Below are 15,961 nucleotides of genomic sequence, written 5' to 3' on the forward strand. Positions count from 1 at the left end.
GGCCTTCCCTTGCGACGATGATCCGTCGGCCTGCCCGTCGGACACCTACCAATCTACACGAGGGTCGGCCGACAGATTGGCCGTCCGAAGAATGTGCGTCAATGGCGGTCTGCATGCACAAGTTGGCTGCCCGTATGAGCCCGACATTTGCTCAGGCCCCGTAACGCTCCAGGTAGTCCCTGGCGGCATCGGCGGTGCGCTGGTCCAGAATGGGCGACCCGCCCGGGCCCTTCATGTTGGCGGCGGCATCGAAGATCTGACGGACGTTGACGATGCTGATGACCGGGAAGCGGAACTCGTCCATGATGGATTCGACAGCTGAGCCCTGACCCTGGCCCGTGCGCTCCATCCGGTCCACGGAGAGCACCAGGCCGACGATGGTCACCTTGGCCTGGGACATGATCTTGGGCACCACCTGGCGGACGGCGGTCCCGGCCGTCATGACATCATCCACCAGCAGCACCCTCATGCCGTCCCTGAGCTGGGTACCGACCATGAGCCCTCCATCGCCATGGTCCTTGACCTCCTTGCGGTCAAAGGTGAAGCCGACCGGCATCCCATGCGCCCCGCTCAGCGCGATGGCAGTGGAGACGGCCAGAGGAATCCCCTTGTAGGCCGGGCCGAATACCGTGTCGATGTCTGCGGGCAGGGTTCCCTGCTTCACGGCCTGCACGATGGTCCGGGCGTAGAACTCCCCCAGCAGAGCGATCAGCCGTCCGTCGTTGAAGGCCCCGGCGTTGATGAAGTAGGGCGAGCGCCGCCCCGACTTCAGGGTGAAGTCACCGAACTTGAGCGCTCCGCTCTGGAGCAGGAAGCTGGTGAAACCCTCCTGGATGCGGCGGGTCCGCTTCTGGGCATCTCCGTCATGCTTGGACTTGTTTTCTGCTTCGGATGCGCTCATCGCCAGCACTCCCCTTTCTTGAGCAAATCAGCCAGATCAGGCCGCTCGTCCAACAGATCGTCCAGCTCCCGGGCCACCCGCATGGGCGCCACAGGATCCACTAGGGCCGCAGCCCCCACCTCAACGGCGTTGGCACCCGCATAGAGAAATTCCAAGGCCGTGCGTCCTGAGTCGATGCCACCGATGCCGATGATGGGAATGTCGGGCAGTGCCCGGCGTACCCGCCAGACGAAGGACAAGGCTATGGGCAGGATGCAGGGGCCCGAGACACCGCCGGTGCCCTGGGCCAGTATGGGCCTGCCGTCATTGATGTCGATGCGCATGCCTACCAGGGTGTTGATCAGACTGAGGGCATCCGCTCCCCCATCGGCGGCAGCCCTTGCCACCTCCACGATGTCGGTGACGTTGGGGGTCAGCTTGACCACCATGGGCTTGTCGGTCAGACCCCGCAGCCGGGTGATCAGCCGGTTCAGAGCCTTGGCGTCGGTGCCCACGGACATCCCTCCATGGGAGACGTTGGGACAGGAGACGTTGATTTCCAGCATGTCCGCCGGGGAGTCGGCCAACCGTTCCACGACCGTGGCATAGTCTTCGTCGCTGTGACCAGCCACATTGGTGATCACATTGGCTCCCAGGGCCTTGAGTCTGGGCAGCTCATCCACCAGGTAATGGTCCACGCCCGGGTTCTGCAGGCCCACGGAGTTGACCATGCCGGCTGGGCTTTCGGCGGTCCTGGGCGTGGGGTTGCCTTCCCAGGGAACCGGCGAAACCCCCTTGGTGGAGATGGCGCCCATCTGGGAGACGTCATAATAGCCCCCGCAGGCATCCAGGTTGAAGGTGCCCGAGGCCGTGCCCACCGGGTTCTTCCAGAGCGTCCCGGCCACAACGGTTCCATGCCGCCAGGCGTGCGGCTCCAAAGGATCCATGATTGTCAGCCCGCTCATCGTGTCTCCTTCTTGTCCTCGTCTGTATTCCAGATCAGACGGTCGGCAGCAAAGACCGGGCCGTCCTTGCAGACCTTGAGCCTGCCGTCCACGGTGTCGACCACGCAGGCCACGCAGGTGCCATAGCCGCAGCCCATACGGGACTCCATGCAGCACTGGGTCGGCAGGCCGACTTTACGGGCCCAGGCGGCAACGGCCCGCATCATGGGTAAGGGGCCGCAGGTCAGGATGATGGTTTGCTCGGGGTTGATGTCTTCGCGAACCCGGTCCAAAAGGGTTATGACATCCCCTGAGGCGTTGTCGATGGACTCAAGCCGGTCGGTCAGCGAGCCCATGATGGCATCGGCGAACCGATGATCCCGGTAGCCCAGCAGGGCGGTGGTGCGCGCTCCAGACCGGTCTTGGAGGCACTGGGCTGCGCGGATAAGCGGAGGGACGCCCAGGCCGCCGCCCACCAACAGATAGTGAGCGGGCTTCTCCAGGTCGAAACCATGGCCCAGAGGCCCCAGCAGGTCCACAGCCATGCCTGGCCGCAGTCGGGAGAATTCAGAAGTCCCCTGACCCACCACGGCGAAGATGATCTCGATTTGCTCGCCATCCAGAACTCGGCTGATGCCGAAGGGTCTGGGCATCATGGTTATACGGTCTGCCGAGTAGAGATTGATGAAGGCTCCTGCCGGGGCGTGGGATGCCAGGTAGGGGTCGCGGATGGCCATCCGCCAGACTTGCCTGTCCAGGGGCTCCATGCCGGTGACCAGGGCGGTGCGCCGTCCGGGTAGCCGGCCTGCCTGTTGGGCCTGCTCCTCCACCTGGCTGGTGGATATGAAGAGGTTGGGTTTCATCGGACCTCCTTGATCGCCTGATTGAGATCGTCTTTCATGGCCTGCGCGGCCTGGCGGGCATCGCGGGTGACCATGCCTAGGGCCGCTTGAACGCTGAGCTGCGGGCTGTAGCCCGGATCCTTCCGCCAGGCTCCGATGATTCCCCGTGAGGAGTTGACTACAGCGCCGCCTCCGAACCGGTCGAACATGGGCGCCACATCGGCCCCCGAACCGCCCTGGGCTCCGTAGCCAGGGACCAGGAAGAAGGTGTGGGGCATGGCCCGGCGCAGAAGGGCGCCGTCTTCGGAGTGGGTGGCGCCGACCACGGCTCCGAGCCTGGAATAGCCCGACTGACCGATGGAGGGCTGCCCCCAGGATTCGACAAGGTCGCCCAGGCGCTGATAGATGGTGCCGCCGCCCGAGTCCCTATCCAGGCCCAGTTCCTGGATCTGGCCGCCCGAAGGGTTGGAGGTGCGCACCAGGGCGAAGAGGTCACCATGGGTGTGCTCCGCCGCCTGCAGAAAGGGTTCCACCCCGTCGGAACCCAGGTAGACGTTGATGGTCAGCGCATCCTCGTACCAGGGGAATCTCCCGCCTATTCGGGCCGGGCCATCTACTGCCTGCCTTGGTGCGAAGGGCAGGGGAAGCCCATCCAGATGGGCAGCGTAGGCTTCGGCCGTGGAGCCGATGTCCCCGCGTTTGACATCCCCGATGACGTAGAGGCCACGGTCGGCTGCGGCCCGGCAGGTGCCGGTGTAGGCCCTGATGCCCCAGGGTCCCAAGGCCTCATACATGGCGATCTGGGGTTTGACTGCGGGTACTAGGCCGGCCACGCCCTCCAGGATGGCCAGGTTGAAGCGCAGATAGGCCCGGGCCAGATGGTCTGCCCAGACGGCCTGGGCCTGCTCGTCCTGGGTCTGTTGCGGATCCTTGGGGTCCAGGCCCATCTCTGTCATGCTTCCGGCGGTACGCTGCCTGGCCTGTTCAATCAGTTGGCTGGGCAGCAGTTCCGGTCGCGGATCCAGACCAACCACGGTCGGATTGTGCTTGTCCTCGATGAGCGCGGTCAGTCGGTCCATGCTCAGATCCTTTCCCTGGTGATGACGCGGTTTGCGGGCAGACGGGAAAAAACCAGACGCCCCTCCTTGATGTTGGCCAGGACCCGTCCGGCCAGTTCCGCCCCGGCGAAGGGGGTGTTCCTCGCCTTGGAGTGGAAACGGCTGGGATCCACCTTCCACTTGGCTGCAGGGTCCAAGATGACCAAGTCGACAGGCGGCTGGCCGGAATCGCTGTGCTGGTCGACCTCCAGCTGAAGATGACCGGTGCCGGCCTTATTGACCTTGTCAGCTGTGTGCGAGGGCAGGTCTTCGGGCAGTAGCCGATGCATGCCCATGAGCTCGGCCGGAGCCAGGGACATGAGCTCGATCAGACGGTCATGGCCGATGAGCCCGCTCTTGACCAGGACCTGGTTGCAGACCGCATAGGCAGTTTCCAGGCCGATAATGCCGTTGGGGGCGTCCTTGAGCCCCAGGGCTTTCTCAGCGGTGGTGTGCGGCGCGTGGTCGGTGGCGATCATGTCCACAGTGCCGTCAGCCACCGCCTCAAGGGCTGCCTGCTGGTCGGCGCGGGAGCGCAGCGGAGGGTTCATCTTGGCCATGCTGCCGCAGCGCAGCAGGTCCTCGTCGCAGAGGGCCAGATAGTGGGGCGCGGTCTCGCAGGTGACTGGCAATCCACGGGCCTTGGCCCGTCTGACAGCCTCGAATCCGCCGGCGGTGCTGACATGCTGCAGATGCACCCGGGTGCCGGTGCGCTCCGCCAGGTCGATGTCGCGATTGATGACGGCGGTCTCGGTTGAGGCGGGAATCCCCTCCAGCCCCAGTTGGCGACTGACTGATCCGAGGTTGACCTGACCGTGCTCGTGGTGCTCACAGTGATCCAAAACGGGCAGGTCGAAAGACCGGGCATTGGCGGCCACAGCCTCCAGGGTTTGGTCGGTCACTGCCGAGCCGTCGTCGCTGATGGCCACTACAGGATGTGTCCATCCGTGGCCGGCCAGGTGCTTCGACCAGTCGTCTGGGTTTGAGGCCTGGCGGCCAGTCCGGTCTACGGTGGCAGCCACACAGAGGGCGTAGTCCACCGGCAGGCTCAGCCCACGGTCCCGCTCGTAGGACTCCAGATAGTCGATAACTGTGCGCCCGTCGGCCATCCTGGTGCGGCCGTCCATGGCGGGCTGGGTGTTGGGCATGAGCAGTATCAGCCCGTAGCCTCCGGCCGCTGCGGCAGCCGTACCGCTGACCATGTCCTCCTTGTCGGTCTGCCCGGGGTCGCGCAGGTGGACGTGGGGGTCAACCAGAGCAGGAGCCAGCACCAACCCCCGGGCGTCTATCTGATCCACCTCTGTCGACATGGCACCGGTCTCGTCAACCAGCGTACTGTCAATGGTCTGGGGAAGTACCAGATCGACCGCCCGGCTGCTGCACCAATCAGTCAACCCCAGCAGCCGCATGTCAGTCTTCAGCCTTCTCGTCGCAGTAGTCACAACGGTAGACCCCAGCATCATCCAGGTGGAAGCGTTGGTCCACGCCGGTCTCCACCGTGGTGACGCAACGAGGGTTGACGCAGGTGATGACGTTGACCAGGCGGCTGGGGCGGTCCGGCTGATGCTTGCTGACGATCCTGCCCTGCCGGACCACATTGACGGTGGCCTCGGGGGCGATGAACCCCAGGGCGGTCAGGTCCAGGTCCCCGGTCTGCTCGATCTTGATGATGTCCTTGGATCCGTACTTGAGGCTGTCCGTATTCATGATCAGGGCGAGCCGGGTCTTCGACGGGTCCACACGCAGGTAATGCAAGACCTTCAGGGCTGTGCCCGCACGAACGTGGTCGATGATGATTCCGTCAACAATGCTGGTGACCTTCATGCCGCCACCTCCTTCTGCTTGCGGTAACCGGGCAGCTCGTCGCCCAGCAGGGCGCTCTCCAGGGCCATCCTGACCAGCATGCCGTTGCGGACCTGCTGGAAGTAGGCCGCACGCGGATCATCGTCCACCTCCACGGCGATCTCGTTGACCCTGGGCAGAGGGTGGAGGATGGCCATGTCGGAGCGCGCAGCCCGAAGCTTGTCAGTATCCAAAATGTAGGTGTCGCGCAGCCGCAGGTAGTCGTCCTCGTTGAAGAAACGCTCTTGCTGGACACGGGTCATATAGAGCACGTCCAGGTCGCCGATGACCCCGTTCAGGTCTCCGGTCTCCCGGTAGGTGCAATCGGACGAGGAACGAATCCTCTCCAGGACGTATTCGGGGGTGCGCAGCTCGTCGGGGCTGATCAGAACAAAATCCACGTGGCCCAGGCGGCAGAGGGTGGTGATCAGAGAGTGGACGGTGCGTCCGAAGGTCAGGTCCCCGCACAGGCCGATAGTCAGGTGGTTCAGCCGACCCTTGCGGGCGCGGATGGTGGCCAGGTCGGTAAGGGTCTGGGTGGGATGCATGTGCCCGCCGTCGCCAGCATTGATGACAGGGACCGTGGCCGCCTGGGAGGCCACCAGGGCGGCACCCTCCTTGGGATGGCGGATGGCCACGATGTCAGCGTAGTTGGAGACGGTCTTCAGGGTGTCGCTGATGGACTCCCCCTTGGAGACGCTGGCCAGTTGAGCGCCGGCGAATCCGATGACCTGGCCGCCCAGACGGAGCATGGCCGTCTCGAAGCTGAGCCTGGTTCGAGTGCTGGGCTCATAGAAGAGCGTAGCCAGAACCCGGCCGTCGCAGGTGTGGGCCACCTGACGACGATGATTGTCGATGTAGGCCGCCCGGTCCAGCAGATCCAGGATCTGGGTCATGGGAATGTCGTCGAGGGTTACCACACTTCGCCCACGAAGCGGAAAGACGGCGGAAGAGGTGTTGGATGCGTGATCAACTTGTTGGGACAACGGCTCACCTTCCTCAAGGTGGCCACCTTATGTGACCTGAACAAGCATACGACCGCGGATGGACCCAGGGTCAGCCTCCGTAGAAGAGCCGTTCCATGACCTGCCTGCAGCGGCGCATGGCAGCCAGCAGCTCGTTGACAAAGTGCTGTCCTCGGCGGGCCGGGTAGCCCAGACAGACTGCGATGCCCCCCAGAACCTGACCATCGTCAGGTAGGATGTCCGCCTGGGATACCCTTCCAGACCAAAGGAAATTGGCGTTGCGGGCTGCAGTGCACAGCACCCAGCCGCGGCGCAGGGCCTTGGCATCCTTGGCTTCTATGAATCCCGCAGCCTCCAGGGCGTCCAGGGCGGTCATCGTTCCGGTGACCTGCAGCTCAGGCAGATCGTGGGCGTGACGCAGTTGGAGAAGCTGGACCGTCCACTCCACGTCAGACAGCCCTCCCCGGCCCAGTTTCAGATGCCGGTCCCGACGCACCCCGCGCGGCAGCCGCTCCGCCTCCATCCTGGCCTTGAGACGGCGAATCTGCCCCAGCTCCTCCTCGTTGGGCGGCTGCTGAGGGTAGCGAAGCGGATTGGCTATGCCCACCAGAAAGTCCTTGGCCAGGCCGGCATTCCCGGCTGCGAATCTGGCCCGGATCAGGGCCTGATGTTCCCAGGTTTCAGACCAGTCGCGGTAGTAGCGCTGGTAGGAGTCCAGGGAACGCACCAGAGGCCCCTGGCGTCCTTCGGGGCGCAGGTCGAAATCCAGGTCAATGCCTGGCTCCAGACTGGCCCTTCCTGCCAGGACGGCCCGCAGGTCGGCGGTCACTCCACGCGCGAATTCCGCCGCCCGGTTCTGGTCGACGCCTGACACGGGACGGTAGACCAGCATGATGTCGGCGTCCGAGTTGAAGTTGACCTCTCTGCCCCCGTAGCGACCCATGCCGATCACGGCCAGATCGGCTGGTGCGCCAGCCTGTTCCAGACGGTGGTCCACGGCCCAGTCCAAGGCTGCATTGATGGCTGCATCGTAGACATCCGACATGCCTGCCAGGCAGGCCTGTTGATCGTCCACCCCGCTCATCCAGCCCAGCCCGATCCGCTCGATCTCCTGGCGACGCATGGCCCGGACCGCAGTGGCGAACTCCTCCAGCGAATCCGCATGCCGGGTTCGATAGGCCGCGGCGCGCTTGTCCAAGGTGGCCCGATCACGGGGAATCATGTCCTGGTCATGGCCCAGCCAGGTCACCGACTGAACGGACCGGGCCAGGGCGCCGGACAAATAGCGGGAGTTGGACAGGACGTGGCAGAGGCGACGGGCGGCCGAGGTGGAGTCCCGCAGGAAGCCCAAGTAGGTGCTCTTGCCGCCGAAGTGCTCCTCAAGGGTTCGCCAGCCCAAAAGCCCCATGTCGGGGTCCTGCCCCTCACCCAGCCACTGGAGGACAGCGGGCATGAGAATACGGTTGATCCGCGCCGACCTGGTAACTCCTGTGGTCAGGGCCGCAACGTGGCGGATGGCCGCTTCGGGATCGGCAAAGCCGATGGATGCGAACCGAGCACGGGCTGCCTGGGGGCGCAGGCTGACCTCGTCCTCGTCCACCTGGGCGTTGATGGGCAGCATGGGACGGAAGTAGATGGCCTGGTGAAGATTGCGGACCTCAATCCTGGTGGCCTGATATTGGGCCAGCATCTGGTCGGCGTGCAGACCGAATGCCCGGGCCAGCCGCCTCAGATCGCGGTTGTTCTCCAGCTCCTGCAGGCTGGGCGGCCGCCGGCCGGAAGTGCCTGAACGGTTGGTTTTCGGAAAGAGATGGGTGCGACGCAGTTGCCACATCTGCAGTCGATGCTCCATGACCCGCTCGAATCGGTAGTCGTGGTCCAGCTGGTCGCCGTGCTTGCGTGAAATGTAGCCGCCGCGGGACAGGGCCTGCAGAGCATCCAGGGTTGCAGGACAACGCAGATCCTGGTCGCTGGAGCCATGGACCAGCTGGAGCATCTGGACGGTGAATTCCACGTCCCGCAATCCGCCCTGGCCCAGCTTGATCTCCCGATCCCTGAGTTTTTCGGGTATATTCCGTTCCACTCTGGCCCGCATGGCCTGGCAATCATAGACGAAGTTCCTGCGTTGGGATGCCCCCCAGACGAATTGTTGGGCCATGTCGTGGTATGCAGATCCCAGCACGGCATCGCCGGCAACTGGACGTGCTTTCAACAGGGCCTGGAACTCCCAGCTTTCGGCCCAGGACCGGTAGTAGTCGGCGTGAGACTCCAGACGGCGCACCAGGGGCCCGTCCTTCCCCTCGGGCCGCAAGGCGGTATCAACCTTCCACAGGGGCGGCTCGGTAGATCCGGGAATGATGGACTGGCAGACCTTCTGCAAAAGGATGGCAATCTTGGTGCCGATGCCGATCAGGTCCTGATCGGCAATCTCTCCGGATGGTTCAACTACGTAGATAAGGTCGACGTCGGACACGTAATTCAGCTCCCTGGCGCCCAGTTTGCCCATTCCGATGACGGAGAAACGGCAATGCTCCGACGATGGAACCTGCTTCCTGGCAATGGTCAGCGCCCCTTCCAAGGTGGCCTCGGCCAGATCCGACAGGGACAGGCTGATCTCCGGTTGCACGGTTTCGGGATCCGCGGCGGCCAGGTCGCGAGCCATGACTGCGACCAGCTGTGTCCGATATTCGGCGCGAAGGGCATCGACCTCTTCGGCCAGGGTCCCTTCCCCTGCTGGTTCACCCCCGTCGGCATCCAGTGCCTTGGCGAACCTTTTCTTTCGGACTTGAAGAGGGCAGTCGCTCAGATGAAAGGGATCACAGGCCGCTGTCTCGACCAGGGCGGGGCGCGAGCGCATCAATCTGCCCATGGCCTCAGAAGCCCCCAGGACGCGAACGAGTGATCTGATGGCCGGGCAGGCCAGCTCTGCCTGTCCTCGGAGAAAGCCTGGTGGTCCACCGGAGGAACGCTGGTCAAGAATCATCACCAATGAAGACAGGGCGACATCCGGATCGCAGGCCGATTCCAGGGCACCGATCAGGGCATCCTTGATCCGTCCGTCCAGGCCCAACCCATCCAGGCGGATCAGATCGACCCTGGCCCGGTCCAGGTCCTGCAGACCCAGCCGGATCAAGTCCGATGTCTTGAGCTGCCGCTGCTCACCTTCCGCCATGCCGCCTCCACCCGATACTTGTAAGGAGATGCCCAAGTCATTATAGGTAAAAATCGAAACCGACCGCCGGAGTCAAGGCGCCCGGCGGACGTCCGACCTACTCCTGGACGCATGTCTTACCTGATGCTCTCGTCTCCATCTTCCGCTGGTTGGTATTCCAGGATATCCCCCGGCTGGCAGTGCAGTTCCCGACAAATACCAGCCAGGGTGGTGAAGCGAATGGCCGAGACACGGTTGTTCTTGATCTTGGACAGGTTGACCGGGGTGATGCCCACCCTGGCGGCCAGTTCCTTTAAGGTCATCCGCCGCTCCGCTATGATCCTGTCCAGCCTCAGGACGATCCGACCTTGAGGAATGTGTTCCGTGCGCTGAGAGGGTCCGGCCTTCTCCTGTTCAGATAAGACCATCATCCTCCCTCTGCAGCGTGATTCCGTATGCAAGAATTCGAGCCAGGGCATAGACGACGATAGCGGCCAAAACCAACAGCGCAACGACCGTAAAGTTGTCTTCCATCGTAATGTGAATCGGGCTTTCGTATCCAGCAAGGCCGGATTCCCGCATCGGCCCGTACCGATCGGCGGAGGCCCCTGTGGCCGTATATTCGGCAGTTGCTTCCATGGCTCCTTCAGCAAATCCAATGACCATAGGCACGCCTGAAAAAATCACGGCCAGAGCAATCAGACAGCGGCCCATGCCATGGAGATGACGCAGGTTGGCCTGGTTGAAGGGGGTCACGGGTGTGCGCTCCTCACTATCGGATTTCGCATAGGTCGACATGGCGGCAAGATCATGGAAGAACGATGCCAGCAGGACCAATATGATGGCGGCAAGAAGATAGGAGATTACCGCCTGGATCCGGATACTGGGCCCGTTCGACCGTGTAACGTTCAGCCCTACGCTATAGACGTTGGGCAGGAGGGCATCGGTACACCCCAGCAACCTGAAGGGGAGATTGGACCAGGGAAGAACGGTCATTCCCACAACGACCACCAATGCCCCTGCCCAGTGCAGGTACTCCAGACCACGTGTCAGATTGTGCAGGAAACGATCCATCGGCTGCGGTTTATACATGTTGGCATCCTCGTCATCGAATAAAGAAGCAACGTAACGTCAGCGACAGTATAACATATCGTTTATCGATACGCGATCAGTAGGATACGAGACGCGCCGCAAACAGTCTTCACCGAGGCACAGCACGAACCTACGCCAATTCTCGACATTTCGAACCCGCCGGCCGTTCCAATGGATCAACGAGCATGACCCCGATCCTCCGGGGTTCATGCCGGCGTGGCATCCGTGCCGCCCTCACCCCTAGTCGACGAAACGGGAAGACGGCTATGCGCGTACCCCGAGATTCTCGCGAACGATTCAACGGGCACTCCGGCCTCCACCAGACCATTTCGTCGCAGGACATACCGGGAACCATCCATACTGCCGAACCTCGGCAGGGTGCCCGCTGTGGCATCATCGTGGTTAATGTGTAGGGGTATCATCCGATTGCTCTTGGACGAGGACCGTAATCCCCCAGCTCCATGAAGATACAGACGGGCAGCCGCTCGGACGATTTCGGACTTCCTCATTCCTGCACTCGACTTGGACAAGGTCGGAATGAAGAATTCCGAACCCGTTATTTCCGTTTGTGCATAATACTCATCGTCAGGTCGGAAGCTGTTCGCTCAAGACGCCTCAGTTCCGTGACCGCGAATCCCGATTGTCCCGGCCCCCGTTTTCCTTCCCCGCCTTCCGGCCCTCCTTCCAGGCGCAAACCGCGCAATACAGGGTTACAACCGTTAGGCAGAGCGAAAAAACGATGGTGGGCCAGCTCAGCAGGCTACCATCCCTCGAAGCCTCGCTCAGGGACTGAATCAGCCAGAGGGCACACGCCGCCGCAGTCAGACCGTACAGTCTTGAACGGCCCTTTTCATCGATTTTCATATGACACTCCTTGGTGGTTGCGCTGATAGTGACCTGCCGTGTGCCCCGGGCCGATGACCGTTGGCCCGACCCGGGGACTTGCATCTGGTTGAGGTCTCCCGACCGGCGGTTAGCTCTTGCGGCGCTTGGACATGACATCAATAGCCACGGCCAGCAGGAGGACCAGCCCCTTGATGGTCTTGACGATGGCCGTGTCCACGCCCATGATGGACAGTCCTTGGTTGATCACGCCCATGACGAAGGCTCCGACGACTGCCCCAGGAATGGTTCCGATGCCGCCGGTGACAGCCGTACCGCCTATAAAGCAGGATGCGATGGCGTCCATTTCGAACTCCATGCCAGCCTGGGCGGTGGCCGAGGCCAGTCGTGAAAGCATGCAGATGGCTGCCACAGCCGACAGGAAGCCCATGTGGACGAAGAGCGTGAAGTCCACCCGTTTGGCGTTGATGCCCGAGAGCACGGCAGCCTTGCGGTTGCCGCCCACTGCGTAGACATGCCGGCCGAAGACGGTCCTGGTGAGGATGAAGTTGTAGATCAGGACCAATGCGGCCACAATGACCAGCATTATGGGCGTCCCGCCCTGGTCCTCATTGCCGGAGGAAGCCAGCAGGTAGGTCACGAAAAGGATGACGGCTGCAGCCACGATGATCTTGCCGGTCATCAAGGCCTTGGGTTCGGGAACCAGACCTACAGCCAGGGTCTTGCGGCGGCGGGCAATCTGGGACCAGGCGTAGGCAAGGATGCAGATCAGGCCCAGCACCACGGTCAGGCCGTCCAAGGGGCCCCACCACCCCAGGATGTTTGGCAGGTAGTCACGGGCGATCCCCCTGAACTGCGCGGAGGTGATAGGCACAGACTCGCCGACGATGACAGTGGCCAGGCCACGGAAGATCAGCATGCCAGCCAGGGTGGTGATGAATCCTGGAATGCCGATGACGGCGACCCAGAACCCCTGCCAGATGCCGATCAGCAGACCCACGATCAGGGACAGGCCAATGGCCACGATCCAATTGACTCCCATATGCTCCATGAGGATGGCGCATACGCCTCCGATGAAGGCCACCAGGGAGCCCACCGACAGATCAATGTGGGTGGCGATGATGACCATGACCATGCCGATGGCCAGGATGATCACGTAGGCGTTCTGTTGGATCAGCGAGACAAAACTGTTGGGTTTGAGCAGCACCCCCTTGGTCAGTATTTCGAAGACGACCACGATGACCACCAGAGCGCCGACGATGCCATACTGGCGGGCGTTGCTGGCCAGGGAGGCCAGAATACCAGGTCCTGCCTGTTCTTGTTCCACCGCCTGGGCGGTGCTCTTGTTGCTGTTGGGCGAGCTCATCTGGCTGCCACTCCCTTCTTTTCCTGGGTCATGCCCTTCATCAGATATTTCTGCGAGAAATCCCGGCGCTCCACGTCGTTGGTGATGACCCCCTGGCTGACCGTATAGATCCGGTCACAGATGCCGATCAGCTCAGGCAATTCCGAGGAGATGACCACCACAGCCTTGCCCTGGTCGACCAGCCGGTCGATGATCTCGTAGATCTCATACTTGGCTCCCACATCAATGCCTCGAGTGGGCTCGTCCAGGATGAGCACATCAGGATCCGAGATCACCCACTTGGCCAGCACGACCTTTTGCTGGTTGCCTCCGGAAAGGGTGGAGACGGGCACGTCGATGTCGGTGCACTTGATGTTGAAGTCCTTGCGGTACTCCTCCACCCGTGCCCTCTCCAGGTTCTCATTCATGACTCCATGGCGGCTCATTCTCTTCAGCGAGGCCATGGAGGCGTTTTCCCTGATGTTCTGCAACAGGTTGAGTCCGAAGACCTTGCGGTCCTCAGTGGCGTAGGCCAGGCCTGAATCGATGGCCGACTGGACGTTCGGCAGCTCGACCTGACGGCCATGCATCTCGATTCTGCCGCTGATGCGGCTGCCATAGGACCGCCCGAAGATGCTCATGGCCATCTCGGTGCGACCTGCACCCATAAGTCCCGCCAGTCCGACGATCTCGCCCTGGCGAACCACCAAATTGGCATGATCGACCACGGTTCGTGAGGAATCCTGCGGGTGGTGGACAGTCCAATCACTGACCTTGAGCACCTCCTTGCCGATGTGTGGCACGTGCTCGGGATAGAGGTTTGTCAGCTCGCGGCCGACCATCTTCTGGATGAGCAGATCCTGATCCAGGGGGTGGTCCGTGTCGATTCGCATACCGCCCACCGTGGAACCATCGCGCAGAATGGTCACGCCATCCGCAATCTGTCCTACCTCCCCCAGCTTGTGGGTGATGAGGATGCTGGTCACTCCCTGCTGGTCACGCAGCTGCCTGACCAGGTCCAGCAGATGCTCGGAATCATCGTCATTCAAGGCGGCTGTGGGCTCATCAAGAATAAGCAACCTGACATGCTTGGACAGCGCCTTGGCGATTTCCACCAGCTGCTGCTTGCCCACTCCAAGATCCATGACCCTGGTGTCGGGGTTCTCGTTCAGCCCCACACGCTCCAACAGACGCGAGGCCTTGGCCCTGGTGGTATCCCAGTCCATTACGCCATTGTGGGCCTGCTCATTGCCCAAGAAGATGTTCTCGGCAATGGACAGGAAAGGGCTCAGCGCCAGCTCCTGATGGATGATGACGATGCCGTCGTCCTCCGAATCATTGATGGTCCGATAGCGGCAGGGCTTGCCGTCGAACAGAATTTCGCCGGTATAGCTGCCGTGCGGGTAGACCCCGGACAGCACGTTCATCAGGGTGGACTTGCCGGCCCCGTTTTCCCCGCAGATGCCATGGATTTCGCCCTTGCGCACGTCCATGTCGACGTTGGACAGGGCCTTTACCGGACCGAAGGTCTTGGTTATTCCCTGCATTCGCAACAAGATGTCCTCATCGGGCATGCTCTCACCTCCTCTACGCCGAATGTCCCTCCCCTTGACCGGAAGCGGGACGGTCCGGCGCGACTGTGATGCCAACCTCACTTGGTCAGCTGATCGAATCGTTCCTGGGTCAGGTAGTTCGCCTTGACCAGCTCGGTCAGGTTGTCCTTGGTGATGGCCTGGGGATCCAGCAGCTTCGAGGGCACCTTGATGCTGTTGTTGTCAAAGGTGCCGTTGATGCCGGTAACCTTCTTGCCCTGGGCGATTTCGATGATCATGTCGTAAACGGCCTGGGCCAGCTTGTTGACGTCCTTGAAGACTGTCTGGCCCTGCAGTCCCTTGGAGATATTGGCCACGGAGATCTCCATGGCGTCCTGCCCGGTGATCTTGGGCCAGTTGTCGGTATTGGGCTGGATGTCGGGCCTCTTGGACTGGATGGCGTTGATGACCCCCTGGCTGATGCCGTCATAGGGGCTCAGCACGGCATCCAGCCGCTCGCCGTGGGCGTAGGTCGAATCAAGAATGGACTCCATGTCCTTCTGGGCCTGCTCGGTCTTCCAGGACTGGACGGAGATCTTCTGCCAGTCGGAGAGTTTGAAGTCCTTGGTCACACCGCCGCCATGCTGGGAGGGGCTGACCAGAACGCCCGACTTGAAGTAGGGCTGCAGCAGCTCCCAGGCGCCTTTGAAGAAGTACTTGGCGTTGTTGTCGTCGGGAGAACCGGTAAAGAGCTCAATATTGAATGGACCCTTGGCTCCGTTTTTGAGACCCAGCTGGTCGATCAGCCAGTTGGCCTCCAGCACGCCGGTGCGCTCAAGCTGGAATGTCGCATAGTAGTCGACGGCCTTGGTGTTCATGATCAGCCGGTCATAAGCGATGACCTTGGCCCCGGCATCCTTGGCCTTCTCGACAGCAGGCCCCACAGCGGTGCCGTCCTTGGAGGCCACCACCACGATCTTGGCGCCCTTGTTGACCATGTTCTCGATGTCGGCATTCTGCTGGGCGGGCTTGTCATCCGCGAAGGAGAGCACCACCTTGTAGCCTGCCTTCTCCAGTTTGTTCTTGAGGTTGTTGCCATCCTTGTTCCAACGCTCCTCGGACTTGGTGGGCATGGACACGCCGATGGTGGCGCCTTTGCTGATCGCCCCTCCCTCCTGGGAGGAACTGGAGGCTCGTGAACTTCCGCAAGCGCCCAGTCCGGTCAGCATGGCGACGCCGATAACCGCCGCCATAGCTCGTTGCATCATCTTCATGAAGACTCCTTCATCCTTGAATTCTCTGGCAGGCATCTCTGTCTGCCTTGGCCCCTTCATTACAGGCCCAGTGGTCAGCATACCCATTTGTGTTAACTTTATCAATTCAATAAGGCTTATTTTTTATTTATCTGTTTTGTACATGAATTTAATA

At 61.9% G+C, this 15,961-nt stretch carries 14 protein-coding genes; all 14 read right to left on the minus strand.

Annotated elements, in window-relative coordinates; translation table 11 throughout:
• Positions 1-151 precede the first annotated feature (151 nt).
• The 14 genes from pyrE to GYM67_RS04840 all read right to left on the minus strand — a co-directional run bounded on the left by pyrE (position 152) and on the right by GYM67_RS04840 (position 15,807).
• The gene (gene pyrE, locus GYM67_RS04775) at positions 152-901 is read right to left on the minus strand and encodes an orotate phosphoribosyltransferase (protein WP_258561440.1); all 750 of its coding nucleotides are present in this window, start codon (positions 899-901) and stop codon (positions 152-154) included.
• Positions 898-1,845, minus strand: coding sequence for a dihydroorotate dehydrogenase (locus GYM67_RS04780; protein WP_220235856.1), 948 nt, complete (start codon positions 1,843-1,845; stop codon positions 898-900). Before GYM67_RS04780 ends, pyrE begins: the two co-directional genes overlap by 4 nt.
• Positions 1,842-2,687 (minus strand): iron-sulfur cluster-binding protein, encoded by an 846-nt coding sequence (locus GYM67_RS04785; RefSeq protein WP_220235857.1) that lies wholly within the window; start codon positions 2,685-2,687, stop codon positions 1,842-1,844. The genes GYM67_RS04780 and GYM67_RS04785 overlap by 4 nt, the downstream gene beginning before the upstream one ends.
• Positions 2,684-3,745 carry an orotidine-5'-phosphate decarboxylase gene (pyrF, locus tag GYM67_RS04790; protein ID WP_220235858.1) on the minus strand — a complete coding sequence of 354 codons (1,062 nt, stop codon included), beginning with the start codon at positions 3,743-3,745 and terminating at the stop codon, positions 2,684-2,686. Before pyrF ends, GYM67_RS04785 begins: the two co-directional genes overlap by 4 nt.
• A gap of 2 nt (positions 3,746-3,747) precedes the next feature.
• Positions 3,748-5,172 (minus strand): dihydroorotase, encoded by a 1,425-nt coding sequence (locus GYM67_RS04795; RefSeq protein WP_220237414.1) that lies wholly within the window; start codon positions 5,170-5,172, stop codon positions 3,748-3,750.
• Between the two features lies 1 nt (position 5,173).
• A complete protein-coding gene (locus GYM67_RS04800; RefSeq protein ID WP_220235859.1) occupies positions 5,174-5,587 on the minus strand; it encodes an aspartate carbamoyltransferase regulatory subunit in 414 nt (137 codons plus the stop codon).
• The gene (gene pyrB, locus GYM67_RS04805) at positions 5,584-6,591 is read right to left on the minus strand and encodes an aspartate carbamoyltransferase (protein ID WP_220235860.1); all 1,008 of its coding nucleotides are present in this window, start codon (positions 6,589-6,591) and stop codon (positions 5,584-5,586) included. Before pyrB ends, GYM67_RS04800 begins: the two co-directional genes overlap by 4 nt.
• A 70-nt stretch (positions 6,592-6,661) precedes the next feature.
• Positions 6,662-9,742 carry a bifunctional [glutamine synthetase] adenylyltransferase/[glutamine synthetase]-adenylyl-L-tyrosine phosphorylase gene (locus GYM67_RS04810; RefSeq protein WP_220235861.1) on the minus strand — a complete coding sequence of 1,027 codons (3,081 nt, stop codon included), beginning with the start codon at positions 9,740-9,742 and terminating at the stop codon, positions 6,662-6,664.
• A gap of 116 nt (positions 9,743-9,858) precedes the next feature.
• Positions 9,859-10,152: a helix-turn-helix domain-containing protein gene (locus tag GYM67_RS04815; protein ID WP_396019980.1), complete on the minus strand. Its 294-nt coding sequence runs from the start codon at positions 10,150-10,152 to the stop codon at positions 9,859-9,861.
• The gene (locus GYM67_RS04820) at positions 10,136-10,813 is read right to left on the minus strand and encodes a hypothetical protein (RefSeq protein ID WP_220235862.1); all 678 of its coding nucleotides are present in this window, start codon (positions 10,811-10,813) and stop codon (positions 10,136-10,138) included. Before GYM67_RS04820 ends, GYM67_RS04815 begins: the two co-directional genes overlap by 17 nt.
• Before the next feature lie 615 nt (positions 10,814-11,428).
• On the minus strand, positions 11,429-11,677 hold the full coding sequence (locus GYM67_RS04825) for a carbon starvation protein (RefSeq protein WP_258561442.1): 249 nt from the start codon (positions 11,675-11,677) through the stop codon (positions 11,429-11,431).
• Positions 11,678-11,786: 109 nt separating this feature from the next.
• Positions 11,787-13,022, minus strand: a complete 1,236-nt coding sequence (gene mmsB / locus GYM67_RS04830; RefSeq protein ID WP_220235863.1) for a multiple monosaccharide ABC transporter permease — start codon at positions 13,020-13,022, stop codon at positions 11,787-11,789.
• Complete coding sequence (locus GYM67_RS04835; protein ID WP_220235864.1) at positions 13,019-14,575, minus strand: sugar ABC transporter ATP-binding protein; 1,557 nt, start codon at positions 14,573-14,575, stop codon at positions 13,019-13,021. Before GYM67_RS04835 ends, mmsB begins: the two co-directional genes overlap by 4 nt.
• Positions 14,576-14,652: 77 nt before the next feature.
• The gene (locus GYM67_RS04840) at positions 14,653-15,807 is read right to left on the minus strand and encodes a substrate-binding domain-containing protein (protein WP_220235865.1); all 1,155 of its coding nucleotides are present in this window, start codon (positions 15,805-15,807) and stop codon (positions 14,653-14,655) included.
• Between the last annotated feature and the right edge of the window lie 154 nt (positions 15,808-15,961).

Origin of the sequence: Bifidobacterium asteroides, assembly GCF_019469425.1 — a bacterium.
GTDB classification, from domain to species: Bacteria; Actinomycetota; Actinomycetes; order Actinomycetales; family Bifidobacteriaceae; genus Bombiscardovia; species Bombiscardovia asteroides_I.

Coding starts and splice junctions, on each gene's coding strand:
- pyrE (WP_258561440.1), bottom strand. CDS start 901: ATGAGCGCATCCGAAGCAGAAAACAAGTCCAAGCATGACGGAGATGCC.
- GYM67_RS04780 (WP_220235856.1), bottom strand. CDS start 1,845: ATGAGCGGGCTGACAATCATGGATCCTTTGGAGCCGCACGCCTGGCGG.
- GYM67_RS04785 (WP_220235857.1), bottom strand. CDS start 2,687: ATGAAACCCAACCTCTTCATATCCACCAGCCAGGTGGAGGAGCAGGCC.
- pyrF (WP_220235858.1), bottom strand. CDS start 3,745: ATGGACCGACTGACCGCGCTCATCGAGGACAAGCACAATCCGACCGTG.
- GYM67_RS04795 (WP_220237414.1), bottom strand. CDS start 5,172: ATGCGGCTGCTGGGGTTGACTGATTGGTGCAGCAGCCGGGCGGTCGAT.
- GYM67_RS04800 (WP_220235859.1), bottom strand. CDS start 5,587: ATGAAGGTCACCAGCATTGTTGACGGAATCATCATCGACCACGTTCGT.
- GYM67_RS04810 (WP_220235861.1), bottom strand. CDS start 9,742: ATGGCGGAAGGTGAGCAGCGGCAGCTCAAGACATCGGACTTGATCCGG.
- GYM67_RS04815 (WP_396019980.1), bottom strand. CDS start 10,152: ATGATGGTCTTATCTGAACAGGAGAAGGCCGGACCCTCTCAGCGCACG.
- GYM67_RS04820 (WP_220235862.1), bottom strand. CDS start 10,813: ATGTATAAACCGCAGCCGATGGATCGTTTCCTGCACAATCTGACACGT.
- GYM67_RS04825 (WP_258561442.1), bottom strand. CDS start 11,677: ATGAAAATCGATGAAAAGGGCCGTTCAAGACTGTACGGTCTGACTGCG.
- mmsB (WP_220235863.1), bottom strand. CDS start 13,022: ATGAGCTCGCCCAACAGCAACAAGAGCACCGCCCAGGCGGTGGAACAA.
- GYM67_RS04835 (WP_220235864.1), bottom strand. CDS start 14,575: ATGCCCGATGAGGACATCTTGTTGCGAATGCAGGGAATAACCAAGACC.
- GYM67_RS04840 (WP_220235865.1), bottom strand. CDS start 15,807: ATGAAGATGATGCAACGAGCTATGGCGGCGGTTATCGGCGTCGCCATG.